This is a genomic window from Paenibacillus sonchi (genome assembly GCF_016772475.1).
Lineage (GTDB): Bacteria > Bacillota > Bacilli > Paenibacillales > Paenibacillaceae > Paenibacillus_AQ > Paenibacillus_AQ sonchi.
Genome location: NZ_CP068596.1, coordinates 18,994 through 30,641 on the forward strand (window position 1 = coordinate 18,994; position 11,648 = coordinate 30,641).

The 11,648-nt window shown below is 44.1% G+C and carries 15 protein-coding genes; 2 read left to right on the forward strand and 13 right to left on the reverse strand.

What is annotated here, in order from left to right:
* Positions 1–29 precede the first annotated feature (29 nt).
* From JI735_RS33715 to JI735_RS33765, 11 genes are all read right to left on the reverse strand, one after another.
* Positions 30–719, reverse strand: a complete 690-nt coding sequence (locus JI735_RS33715; protein ID WP_202677762.1) for a hypothetical protein — start codon at positions 717–719, stop codon at positions 30–32.
* Between the two features lie 391 nt (positions 720–1,110).
* Positions 1,111–1,638, reverse strand: coding sequence for a hypothetical protein (locus JI735_RS33720; protein WP_039835488.1), 528 nt, complete (start codon positions 1,636–1,638; stop codon positions 1,111–1,113).
* 70 nt (positions 1,639–1,708) lie between these two features.
* Positions 1,709–2,869, reverse strand: a complete 1,161-nt coding sequence (locus tag JI735_RS33725; RefSeq protein WP_039835489.1) for a hypothetical protein — start codon at positions 2,867–2,869, stop codon at positions 1,709–1,711.
* 3 nt (positions 2,870–2,872) lie between these two features.
* On the reverse strand, positions 2,873–3,205 hold the full coding sequence (locus tag JI735_RS33730) for an AAA family ATPase (protein WP_039835490.1): 333 nt from the start codon (positions 3,203–3,205) through the stop codon (positions 2,873–2,875).
* 452 nt (positions 3,206–3,657) lie between these two features.
* Positions 3,658–4,173 (reverse strand): hypothetical protein, encoded by a 516-nt coding sequence (locus tag JI735_RS33735; RefSeq protein ID WP_039835491.1) that lies wholly within the window; start codon positions 4,171–4,173, stop codon positions 3,658–3,660.
* A gap of 28 nt (positions 4,174–4,201) precedes the next feature.
* Positions 4,202–4,453 carry a hypothetical protein gene (locus JI735_RS33740; protein WP_039835492.1) on the reverse strand — a complete coding sequence of 84 codons (252 nt, stop codon included), beginning with the start codon at positions 4,451–4,453 and terminating at the stop codon, positions 4,202–4,204.
* 31 nt (positions 4,454–4,484) lie between these two features.
* Positions 4,485–5,060: a hypothetical protein gene (locus JI735_RS33745; RefSeq protein ID WP_202677763.1), complete on the reverse strand. Its 576-nt coding sequence runs from the start codon at positions 5,058–5,060 to the stop codon at positions 4,485–4,487.
* Positions 5,050–5,673 (reverse strand): hypothetical protein, encoded by a 624-nt coding sequence (locus JI735_RS33750; RefSeq protein ID WP_039835494.1) that lies wholly within the window; start codon positions 5,671–5,673, stop codon positions 5,050–5,052. Before JI735_RS33750 ends, JI735_RS33745 begins: the two co-directional genes overlap by 11 nt.
* 108 nt (positions 5,674–5,781) lie before the next feature.
* Positions 5,782–6,003: a hypothetical protein gene (locus JI735_RS33755; RefSeq protein WP_202677764.1), complete on the reverse strand. Its 222-nt coding sequence runs from the start codon at positions 6,001–6,003 to the stop codon at positions 5,782–5,784.
* Between the two features lie 138 nt (positions 6,004–6,141).
* Complete coding sequence (locus JI735_RS33760; RefSeq protein WP_233476574.1) at positions 6,142–6,501, reverse strand: DUF4258 domain-containing protein; 360 nt, start codon at positions 6,499–6,501, stop codon at positions 6,142–6,144.
* 736 nt (positions 6,502–7,237) lie between these two features.
* Entirely contained in the window at positions 7,238–7,561 is a 324-nt protein-coding gene (locus JI735_RS33765) for a hypothetical protein (protein WP_039835497.1), read from the reverse strand.
* A gap of 348 nt (positions 7,562–7,909) precedes the next feature.
* Here JI735_RS33765 and JI735_RS33770 point away from each other — a divergent pair, with 348 nt between their 5' ends.
* Both JI735_RS33770 and JI735_RS33775 read left to right on the forward strand, forming a co-directional pair.
* Entirely contained in the window at positions 7,910–8,371 is a 462-nt protein-coding gene (locus tag JI735_RS33770) for a hypothetical protein (protein WP_157771370.1), read from the forward strand.
* Between the two features lie 498 nt (positions 8,372–8,869).
* Complete coding sequence (locus JI735_RS33775; protein ID WP_157771371.1) at positions 8,870–9,028, forward strand: hypothetical protein; 159 nt, start codon at positions 8,870–8,872, stop codon at positions 9,026–9,028.
* Positions 9,029–9,410: 382 nt separating this feature from the next.
* Here the strand turns inward: JI735_RS33775 and JI735_RS33780 are convergent, their stop codons facing one another.
* Both JI735_RS33780 and JI735_RS33785 read right to left on the reverse strand, forming a co-directional pair.
* Positions 9,411–9,839, reverse strand: a complete 429-nt coding sequence (locus JI735_RS33780; RefSeq protein WP_039835498.1) for a hypothetical protein — start codon at positions 9,837–9,839, stop codon at positions 9,411–9,413.
* 1 nt (position 9,840) lies between these two features.
* Entirely contained in the window at positions 9,841–11,637 is a 1,797-nt protein-coding gene (locus JI735_RS33785) for a glucosaminidase domain-containing protein (RefSeq protein ID WP_051051774.1), read from the reverse strand.
* Positions 11,638–11,648 lie beyond the last annotated feature (11 nt).

The window sequence follows — 11,648 nt, forward strand, 5'->3', positions numbered from 1 at the left end:
CCTTTTTCCAGCGTCATCCAATACACTCTTCACAACAATGTCCGGATGATAAGATGGTTTTTTCTCCCCTGCAGCTGGGCTTTCTTAGTTTCGATAAGCACTGCGATTTCTAAACCCTCAGCCTCAGAGCAAATCAGTCCCCATGCTAATTTTTCATACGTTCGCTGATACATAGCAGCCGTGGATTCAGCATTCCATCGCCACACCTGGACACTTTTCTCGCAGGTGTATTTTCGGTAATACCATCCGCCATGTTCGGAACCTCCATAAGCCCGTGTAACCTTGTACACATTAACCCATGGGGCTAGGCCCATCAAATTCGATATCCGACTACCATCAGAAGCAGCTTCAGGAGGCTCCGCTGGCATGGACAGGCAGCGGAGCCCTTTGCAGAATTCATCGCGATCTTTTTTCATATAATCGTACACGACTCCGATCCCATATCGGATTCGAGCTGCTCCCCGCTTGGCCTGTTCGGATAATTTACGGATGACAATCAGGGAGCAGGACTTTATATGTAAAGTCCGGGAGTATGTTCGAAGTGAATGGACAACTCCCTTTCGGATCACATGAAACCGTAAAATTTGATTGTTCCAAAAGTATTTCAAGCGAGAAATCTGTTCCGATTTGGTTGGGCTTTGAGTCTCTGCTTGGAAACTCATCTGATCATTCATATAATTGAAAAGATCGATCTGCTCAACCTTCTGCTCAGGCATCATGACTCTTCCTCCAGTTCCATAATGGTTAAGATCGGTTCACCGTGATCTCCAAATCCCAAAGCTGCCTTTAATGATGTGGAGAGCACGCTACCATCAGAAGACGGCAAAGGTACGTTATAAAGGAGTTCTCCGCTCCCCCCTTTGCTGAGAAGCATCTCACTTCTAAGCATCATGTGGATCTTTCACAAGGGCCCCTTCTTCGAGCATCGAATTCCTTATTCCCCAGGTTCATCAGAGCCGCCCCAAACTGCTTGGACGACCGTTACCGGTAGTAGAAGGCTAATGCATATGCAGCTGCTGAAACCTCAGTCAAACCTCCGTCTGCAATCATTTGCGTGCGGGAATATTGACATTAAAGGTTCACTTTTCTTCATCACTTTCATCAGTCTTTCTACTCCCTATCACTACGCTGCTTGTACCGTATCTGCCCGACGATGACATACCGGCACGGAATGGTTTGATGGACCCGGCGCATTAAATGCATGAACTGCCACTCCTTATCTGACCGCATGCGGTAGCTGGCTAGGTTGGTCAGGATAAACAGATAGCTCATCGCGTTGCTGCCCATCCACTGCAGTAAGCCCATGTTCACAGGAATGGCTGGTATGCCCAGCTTCGCATAATATTCCTGCAGCGTAGAAGTTTCGGCAATCAACATCGAATCCGGATAACCGGCTACGAACGTTGCGATCGCTTCTTTCCGCAGCCGAAAATATTTTGCCGGCTTGGCATAGTAAAGGCCGAGTGCCGGGGAGAAGTGCAGCTCATAAATCCCGCTCCCCTTGTGGCTCACACTGTAGTAGCGATTCAAATAACGCCCGCTCACCTTGTTTCTTATGGCGTACAGCATGGAACCTAAACAAAAAGCAGCTACCAGCAGTACCACCGTTCCCCCAATACCTTCGATCCATTTGAGCATTCAAACTCCTCCTTCTTTTTAAAAAAAGAGGACCGTCACCCTGAATGGGGACAATCCTCTTTTTTCACTCCTATGCAGCGTACACATGGTAATCCAGATTAGCCTGTGACACATGAGAGGTGACAAAGTACTGCATGTCTACCTCTACAGCTTCCCAATCCCCATCATCCATAAAAATAGGAATTGAGATGCCCAGCATGATCTTCGCCAAATTGGACAATTCAAAGGCGCAGCGGAATTTTTCGGGATTCGATAGCAGATAATACTCCCTGTTGTTGAACAGCAAGCGGTGATGCAGGATGACTTCCCCGTCACTGCCGCTTCGGACTGTCAAACAGATTTCTGCAAGATTCAGTCGCCGGTTGGCGGCCTCAACTTGTAGTTGAGCATATTGGAGCATGAATGCTTGAATGCAGGAGATATCCCGCAATAAGCGATCCCGCTCTATTGTGCTATCGTCAATCTCCTTCTGTATTCGCACGAGTTCCTTTGACCAACGTTCGCTGTTATACCTTATGCTTTTTCTGGCCTCCAGCAGCTGTTCCTCTTGACGCAATAGCTGCAGTTCTTGATGAATGCGGGCATGATAGTCAGCCAGATCCTCCTCGAAAGCTTTATGCTCCTTAGCGATTTGATCTCTTAGGACATACCCATGATCTAAAAGTAACTGGCAGCGCTCCTTCTTTGCTTCCAGCAGTTTTTGTCGCTCGAAAAACTCTCTTTGATTTCCTCCATCTCCCTGCGCCGCTGCATTCAGGCGTTGCCAGGCAGCAACTTCTTCCCGGTATTCTCTTCCGAGCTCGGCGAGCTCTTCTTCCCAGGCAGCTATGCAGTCAGGTTGAAGAGGCGGCTCGTCTAACTCCAGCTTCTGAATCTGATGCTGAATGGATTTCAGTTGCTCATCTTCAGCCTCAACCTGTTCCAGAGTACTTTGCAAAGCAATTTTTAGCTGAAAGTTATCCCTCCGGATTTCCCACTCTTTGAGATGAACTTCCCACTCCTGCAGTTCCCGCTTCAATTGGTGTAACTCCTGGAGGGGATCGTTGAGATCATAATCAGAGAGGACCTCTTGTATCTCAGACGCCAGAGTTGGAACAACGTCTATAACGCCGAGTTTCGGCATCAAGGAAAGAAGTACATCTCTGGACTTTATCCCTGCAATCCTGCCAAGATAGCCTGGGGAGAACACGCTCAGAAATAGGTCGGTCTGCCCGATCCACTCATCAATCACCGGCTAAGATACTTTTGTTCCATCTAAAATGCAGCTTGAACTTCGAGCTGTACTTACCCGGAAAAGGTAGCGTGTCTCCATTTCGCCGGTAGCTGAACAAATTTCAAATTCGCATCCTACCTTCATTTCTTTGCAGGCTGGATTCATCAGCCGCTTCTTGACTCCCTTTACTGACCCTTTGGTGTCGCAACCCTTCAGGCACCAAATGATGGCTTCTCCTAGAGTCGTCTTCCCTTCTCCGTGACCACCAATAATATGATTGGCCATACCAAAGGAGAAGCTTTGACTCTCCTTGTACAACTTGAACCCCTGTATATCAACCTTAATCAGCTTCATATGCATACCTCAGACTGAGTACGGCGCTCATCCATATACCCGTGCTCCTTCTACTCAGACACGATAGCGAGCCAATAATGATATGATCAACTCCGAATCCGTTAATCCATTTTCCGGTCATCTTGTTCGCCCATACCATAAAAGGGGCGACAAGCCCCTATGCACTATGGCAGCGGGGCTTGCCTCCTTTACATGTTATGAATATTGAATATCTATAGACACTATGAAATGTAGCCACAGCGGAATTAGCTTCTGGACAATAATTTTCCAATCACTGTACATTCCTTCAGTTTCTTCCGACGTTCTGCTTCAAACTGTAGCTTCATCAATTGTACCTTTGTCATCTATTTCGCCCATATGCACAGAATTAGGGCGAGAGCCCCGGTAGTACACAGAGGGGCTCCCTCCTCTAATTTGGAATATAAGTGTTTACCTTAAAGCAATTAGTTTTCTTAACCCTTTAACAGGTGTAAAGCATGCTCTGGTTCATTATTGATTAGAGCAGCAATCGCTTTTTGATGCCGATCCTGGATTTCCTGGCATCCGAGTACTAAGCGATAGATACCTGGTATCCCCAATTGCTTAGCTTCAATATCGAGTTTTGCTTCCCGCTCTGTTAACCTTTGTTTATTAGCTGCTTCCACTTCATTCTGATAGTGAATGAGCTCACTTCGATGAGCTTCAAATCCTTCTGTCATATACAGGTCCCAGCACGGATCAGTGAGCCACTGAGCCTTCAACTGCTCTATTTCATCTGCAGATCTCAAAGGAAATGCCCCACTTAGCAAAGGGTAGCGTGTATCCATTAGAAGGCGAACTTGAAATGGATAACCATACGTTTCAGTTAACTCTCCCGCTTCCTTTATCGTGCACGTTCTAATTTGATCTTCACTGATAATAGGACCTCCATGCTCACTTACGGACTCATTAGTCTTGGTATCCAATATATCGAAACGGATTTTTTTCATTTTTTGGCCGTCCTTTATCGTTTATATTTTAAACAGCCACCCGCAGGTGAGACTTCAGCACTTGGAGATTCATGGCCTGCTGAACGTCCAAAAACGGTTGGCGTTCATTGGCTGCCTGCAGGTTCGCACATACCTGAGCGGGATGCGGGTAGCCAGCGGCCGTCTCTCCAATCAACCATTTTTCCAAACAGGCAGAAATGTTGCCTTGGATATCTGCCGGAAGAGTCCGCAGAAAATGTGAGATATTACTTTCCTGCAGAAGATTAATTGATTTTGACATGCATATCTCTCCTTTGTCGGCGTTTGCCGTCTTAAATAATTAGGTCCAAGCTAATCTGGTCATCTGGTTTTTTGTGACCTTGAACATTGTGCTCCAGATCATCCAACCAGAGTGAATACCGGTGGTGCGGAATCGCTATTCGAATATCATCATTCCTGACGTCAAGAAGATAGCTCTGGCGAACAGGATAAAACGAGAAGCGAAGCTGCTTGTCCACCTTTGACCAAATTCTTGGTGTATTTTCGGTATATCCATATATGGAGCTAAATGGATCTACCTCAACGGCTGCCTGCATCCAGTTCACCACGGTGACAAAATGCTTACTCATGGTGAAATACCAATCAGCAAGCACTCGATCAAGAGCGTTTTTCTCAACAGATGCTCCTTCCCGGAAAAAATGAACCCAGAAGAAGGAACGTTCCGCGGAGCACATTGTTATCCGTGGACTGATTTGCAAGGTATGCGCACCAATGGAGCGGGACCACATATCTTTCTTTCCCGAATGAAATTTGATCTTTTTCAGAACGGGACCTATTTCCTCAATTGGAGCATCGACAAAGCACTTGAAACCAATGGTCCGAAGGATCATCAGTCGCTCACGCTCCAATCCGGATATCATCACGGATGACCATTCCAAGCGGGAGCTGGCCACAGTAATTCTTTCCGGCCGCCAGGATCGTAACTTGGTCCAGCGGAAATCCTGCCAGCTGCAGCTGCTCGTTAATCATCGTTGACCAAACATGTAACTCAGGCGTGGTCAGGCGATTGATGTTTACCGGAACGCGGAAACCTTCACTGATATTACTCAGGCCGTCACCGGTGAGTGAATAAATGGTCGAAGCGCACTCGGCAGCCATCGATAAATATTCATTCAGCTTTTTCTCAAAGCCACCCAAGTTAACGAGGAGACAAATCTGTTTGATCTCCTTATTTTTCATTTCAAGCTCCACCTTCCGGTTATATTCGTTTATCGCTGCCGGCACTTGAAAGGTCCCTAGCTTAAGCGGCATGCGGTGAATAACAAATATTGCAAGCAAATCACGCTCTATTTGTTCTCGGTATGATGATTCTAACCACTTTTCCCGTGTTACAATGATTACAGGGAACTTGTTCCTGATTACATCAAAAAAGATGTATTCACGTTTCTCATTGCGCAGACACACGGCGTAACCGCCGTAAACCATCCCTTCGTTAAACTGGATTGAAATGGTCTGGATCATGATAAAATCCTCCTTTTTTGCATAAAAAAAGAGACTGCACAATGTGTACAGTCTCCTTTTCTTGCTATTACATTTTTTATGAGATCTAACGCTAAACGATTAGAAGGTTCATGCCGGCAAGAAATCTTGAACCGAATATGTTCCTTTCAATTCGTTAAGGGAAATAGTTATTTTACCGACAATGCTGCGGTCACCAAGCATTCTTGTATATCCGGCAATAAGCGCGGCATCCTCAAGAACAAATTCTTCGTCACAATCGCACTTTTGAATGGGAACCTCAGTTACTTCCAGAGTCCCACCCTTGAAATGACGTAAAGTCGTAGTCGTCATCGTCGTAATCTCCTTTTACACCGGTCACACAGAGACATAAACATCCCTCCTATGACCTTATTTTATCATGTCTTTTCGAAATCAACAAAAAAAATTGCTACTTTGCATGATCAATCAGAGGAACTGAATGATCTTTTTTCAAAGCTCCAGGTATTTCTCATAACGAGGATTATTCAACGGAAAAACAGTCTTTACAACGAATCGTTTAGAAGTTTTCATGAGAACAATCACTACGCAAAACTCTCCAGAAATGGATGGGCCCACAATAGTGCGTTCCGGTTCTGGATTTCGCCCCTTTTCTCCGGAATCAAATCCTTCGACTATCTTTCCTTGGGCAATCGCCCAAAGAATATCTAACTCATCGAAAGTACGATTCGGATAGGCGTCATTATGCAATCTGTCGTTAATATAATGTGATGATATGGTGGTCAAATAACCATTCAATCGATTCACACCTTTGCGAATACACTCGATTTCTTCTGGCCAGTATTTTTTCATGTGATCCACCGGCGACGCCCCCCCTTTTTTTATGTTTTTGGACACAAAAAAAGCCCTGAAAGTAAAAAAGGCACAACCAAATAAATTGGTCACACTCTTCCAACTTCAAGGCATATTTTATAGTTGTCTTCGAAGACAACAGCTCCCCTCTCCAGCTGAAACAATAGCAGCGGAGAAAATCAATAGTTAATCGTCATAATGCAATTATAGCGTAATTGGAAAAAGCGGGCAATAGAAACGAAAAAAAGTCCCGCTCCAGTTGAAAATCATATTTGTATATGTTTTTGCATAATTGGCTTCACTTTGAAGAATCATGAAGGCACCAGCAGGCTAACGAGCTTTTAGCCTTCTGTTCAGAGAAAATAAGCTATTAGACTGCTGTAGTTGAAATGACAACGATTTTGATTCGGAAAAACGTCAGTGATTGAAAAATTAGTATTAGACTCGCCTGTAGAGTTCTATAAGGAGAGCCGAACAGTTAGACTAAGCTTGCGAGTTGAAGATTACCCTGCAGCTGGCCGCCGGTTGTGCCGATCGCCTCCGGAAGAACATCCAGGAGCGTGAGCTGAAGATCGCTCGAACAGCTGACCGCCGCCGGTCGTATCGATCGCTGCGCATCGGTACTCATCCGGAAGCGCATTCAGCCAGTCTACAACTTTAATACCGAGTCTAACACTTTATTTTCTTCTGACAGCCGACGCCAATCTTTCCGTCAGGAAGTCTGCTTACAACATTTTTAGCCTTCTGATATTTCCATCATCTTATATTTGGTATTTTGTTTCTGAAAGTTAATTTTCAAGTTCTTTATTTCATTTTTTTGATGAAGAACTCCCTCAATAGAAACATTTCCCTTTACTGCACAGACTTTCTTAGGATTAAAAATCCAATCTGTACCATATCTTTTGCATATTGCATCGTTGATCTCATGTTGCAAAATTCTTGTTGAAATTACCAGTAAATCAACCTCGGGCGACTTAGCTTCTGCTTTTGAAATACTAAACGCCAAGGTAAAGTTCAAAGTTAAGCAGAACATGATTAGTACCAACAAAGCCTTTTTCATTGTTTTACCACCCCTTCGTATTAATGTATATGATTTGCAATACCATTAAAAAATACACATCAATAATACTTATTGGTTGATGGTAAGTAATGATTATTAATAATTTACATAATATTACACCGTGCAACAAATCACGATATATTATTTACTAAAAATAGGGTTTAAATCCTATATATATTATTTCAAGTGTATAGTTATAATTATTCTATAAAATAGACTAATTTAGTAAATGACTAGATGCGTTTTTCTGCTCTATGTATGTAATTCAAATTTATTATCAAAGAGAGGTGGGGTATTTTCAAAGTTCATTTCTTTAGTTTATTAAAAAACCGTTTTGGAGGGATTAGTATGAAGAAAAAGTTGATTATTGCATTGGTTATGTTGAGTATATTTATTGTTCCAATTCAATCATTTGCAGCTTCAACAGATATTACAGAAACTACCTCTACTACAAATAATATAGATACTTCACCTGGTACAAATTATGTTACGGCCGGTTATAATGTTTATCCATTCTCTTATAACTTTTCAAACCAGATTGCTACTCCAGGATTCTTATGTGGAAGTTCAATGCAAATTGAATTAACAAGCGATTCTATTGCACCAGATGGTACCTTTAGAGTTAGGTTACAGTATAGTTCTTCGTCAGCGAATGGTCCTTGGTCAGACACGGGACATAGTATTGATGCAAATCGTAATGGCACATCGTCAGGTCTATGGTACGGTTTAACTCTAGGATATTACAGATTTATATTTGACCAAACAGGAGGGTATACAGTTGATGGATATGGAAAATTAACATACTATTAAAAATTCGGAAGACAAGAATAAACTCTAAGAAACCGCGCCTTGCGCGGTTTTTCAATTTTACCGTGCCTAATGTGCGGAGAAAATAAACTATTAGACTGCTGTAGTTGAAATGACAACGATTTGGAATTGGAAAAACGTCGGCGATTGAAAAATTAGTATTAGTCTAAGCAGTCGCTATTAAGGAGAGACGAACAGGAAAATAAAGTACTAGACTAATCTTTTTCGGGTTGAAGATCGCCCTGCAGCTGGCCGCCGGTTGTGCCGATCGCCTCCGGAAGAACATCCAGGAGCGTGAGCTGAAGATCGCTCGAACAGCCGACCGCCGCCGGTCGTATCGATCGCTGCGTATCCGGAAGGGATTCAGCCAGTCTACAACTTTATTTTCTCAGTCTACAGCAAAAATACAGTATCAACCACTAAACCCAAATGCAAATGGTGAATATTTTTGCGCCTCATTTCAAATAATATGATCAAAGTTAAATAGTGGAGGTGCACAAAATGCCAGTCCCGACAGGCTGCAGTTACGCCGCGCAGCTGGCCGTCTCCCTTCTCGGTCTACCCAAAATCGTGCCCTCCCGGCGCTGCCCGCAGCCGGAAGGACAAGCAGGAGTGACAGCTGCATCCTCTCCGCGCAGCCAGCTAACGTTGTTGCGCTAGTCGATACTGGCGAGAGCTATGTGTGCGGAAGAACGCTCTGCAGTACACCAACGCTCCCTCTTATCCTTACCCATTGATTGGAGCCCAGATTTTCCCTACTCGTGTACATCTAGGGTTTATTTATGGAAAACACCTAAGCTTATTAGCTCAGGTGTTTGAGAATGGTTTGAATTACTTGAATTAACCTTGCATCTTTCGCCATCATTTGGTTTGCTGGGGAGTGATTAGGCATTAATGTAATACTTATCTGTTAAACTATATACCGAAACTAATTCTTCTTGATCTACGAGTGAACATTTGGAACAACCCATAACATGTTCATCATATATAATGAGAGTCCTTTGCAGGTGGAAGTTAAACGTCTCACCTTTAGAGCTGCGATTTACGCTGCCGGAGCTTGATCAAACATATGGTGCAACGTAGGGTAAATAGGATCATCTGCTTTCCGGTCCTCCTGGATGAGCAAATAGAGATCCAGCAATGTATTCTGTTCACCGTATAGAGTGCGTTTGTTTAGCATATGAAGCATCAGCTGGTGTATGGGGGAGCTGGCATCATCATCGGTATCATCAAGCATGCAGGCATTTACCTGGAAGAATACATCCTCATAGCGATGGAGGATCAGCCACAGCAGCTCCGATTGTTGTTCAGGCTCGATATTTCCGGGCATTAGTAGAGCGCGGAAGAGAGCCGCATCATCCATCGTATGGCCGGCCATGGACAGCCATTTTTGTATGCCTTTGAAGGTAATTTCGAAGTTTAGCATGACAAACGTATCGCTAACTTGCCGTTGTACATAGATGGGTTTCATATCAATACATCCCCTTAATGGATTCAACTTTTGAAACATAAAATTCAATGCTGTTTGGTGCGTATAGTGTAACGCGAATGGCTTGAGGAATATCCTTAATCATCAAGTTTGGTGCGACTGTACTTAAATTAGAGCTTAACATATGATTGTAATCTTCCAAATTAATTATTTCTTTTCCTGTTATCGGACTGGTTAAGGCATAGTATTGAGTCGGCTGAGGGACACCTTTTTCATCATAGACATTCACTGCCTCGGCAGCCGGATTACCGTAATACTGGGAAATGCCGAAGGTAAGCGTAATGTAGTTACTACCGTCATCTGCTCCTCCGCTCGAGCTCCCTCCGCTAAAGAGGACGTCAAAAAATGGCTGTCCGGTTGTTGGATCAATACCATGATTCATGTCAATGGAGGCCAGGTTCTGACTGCGAATGATAGATTTGAGTTTGTTGGCATATTGGCTATCCGTTGCATAGCCGGCACGCTGCAGCTCATTCGCGAATTCGTACGGATTTTCTTTGGACAGGGCGATCCGGTAGCGACTGTTCCGTAAAAGAAAGTCAGAATGATCTGCAAATGACCCTTCTACACTTGAATAGGCACGAAACTTTGCTTTCGTCGGCACGCGTACACCATCTACCTCTTCATGGGTGTTCGCATAACAAAAATCTCCCTTATACGAAGAATTCGCTTTTATTCCAAACATGTTGTTGCAAATCGCACTTTTTCCTCTCCCCGACTCGAGAGCCGCTTGTGCCAGAGTAATGCTCGCCGGTACCCCGCTTCGTAGTTCCTCATTCTGCGCAGCAGAAGCATACTGAAGAAAAAATGGATCTGTGAGTGAACCGGGATCTACCGGGATTGTGACTACTTCGTTATCGGGTGGGGGCTCTATTGGAGAGGCTCCATAGCTTGAGAAGCTGCCCATCAGGCTTCCAGTACTTATATTCTTATAATAACCAGCACCTGCTGAAGGAAATGTGCTGGGTTCTGGAGCTGCAAAATACATGTCACTTAAATATAGCATCGGTTTGGAATAGTATGTTGGAAGATAACTTATGAGACCTAAATTAGAATTGGACCAGTTGATCTTTTTAAAAGCTTTGAATGCTTCTTCACTAGCGATATCCACTAATTTGGACGTCATCATCACAAAGGGCTTGGGATCCGTAGCCTCGCTTTCACCGTCAGGTATCAGTTCGTAATGCAGATGCGCGCCAGTAGAGCGTCCTGTATTTCCGGATAAGCCTATAATATCCCCCTTCTTGACGGTTTGTCCGGCGGTTACAAATATCTGGCTCAGGTGAAGGTAACGACTGCTTAAGGCCACTTCAGGATCACTGCTTTTTACGACGACATGAATGCCGGCATTCTGTGTAGTCACGGGATCGGAGGTGTTGGGGAAGCTTACACTCTCCACGATGCCATCAAACGAGCTTTGAACCGGTGTCCCCTCCGGGACATCGATATCAATACCACTGTGAAAAGACCCTTCTTCACCGGTAACAGGGTGCGTTCGCTTCCCAAAATCACTGGTAATGAGTTCCTCCATATCTGAAGCATAGATTTGAGGTGGGATGATTTTTTCAGACATGATATTCTGACTGGCCACCGCTGCGGAGCTGGATACGAAGGTTGCGATTAAAAATACAAAAAGGAAAATGAGTAAAAGAATAGCGATAACGATCCAGAATTTTGGGTTTTTGAGTATCAGATCACGCGCTAAATCCTTTGCACGTTTTTTTGCTTTCTGGATGAGCTGCCGCTTTAAATGTTCAGCTACTTCGGCCTGGGAGCTCATTATTTACAAAA

Coding starts and splice junctions, on each gene's coding strand:
- JI735_RS33770 (WP_157771370.1), top strand. CDS start 7,910: ATGAAGAAAAAGTTGATTATTGCATTGGTTATGTTGAGTATATTTATT.
- JI735_RS33785 (WP_051051774.1), bottom strand. CDS start 11,637: ATGAGCTCCCAGGCCGAAGTAGCTGAACATTTAAAGCGGCAGCTCATC.
- JI735_RS33765 (WP_039835497.1), bottom strand. CDS start 7,561: ATGAAAAAGGCTTTGTTGGTACTAATCATGTTCTGCTTAACTTTGAAC.
- JI735_RS33760 (WP_233476574.1), bottom strand. CDS start 6,501: ATGAAAAAATACTGGCCAGAAGAAATCGAGTGTATTCGCAAAGGTGTG.
- JI735_RS33740 (WP_039835492.1), bottom strand. CDS start 4,453: ATGTCAAAATCAATTAATCTTCTGCAGGAAAGTAATATCTCACATTTT.
- JI735_RS33735 (WP_039835491.1), bottom strand. CDS start 4,173: ATGAAAAAAATCCGTTTCGATATATTGGATACCAAGACTAATGAGTCC.
- JI735_RS33715 (WP_202677762.1), bottom strand. CDS start 719: ATGATGCCTGAGCAGAAGGTTGAGCAGATCGATCTTTTCAATTATATG.
- JI735_RS33730 (WP_039835490.1), bottom strand. CDS start 3,205: ATGAAGCTGATTAAGGTTGATATACAGGGGTTCAAGTTGTACAAGGAG.
- JI735_RS33755 (WP_202677764.1), bottom strand. CDS start 6,003: ATGACGACTACGACTTTACGTCATTTCAAGGGTGGGACTCTGGAAGTA.
- JI735_RS33780 (WP_039835498.1), bottom strand. CDS start 9,839: ATGAAACCCATCTATGTACAACGGCAAGTTAGCGATACGTTTGTCATG.
- JI735_RS33775 (WP_157771371.1), top strand. CDS start 8,870: ATGCCAGTCCCGACAGGCTGCAGTTACGCCGCGCAGCTGGCCGTCTCC.
- JI735_RS33750 (WP_039835494.1), bottom strand. CDS start 5,673: ATGATCCAGACCATTTCAATCCAGTTTAACGAAGGGATGGTTTACGGC.
- JI735_RS33720 (WP_039835488.1), bottom strand. CDS start 1,638: ATGCTCAAATGGATCGAAGGTATTGGGGGAACGGTGGTACTGCTGGTA.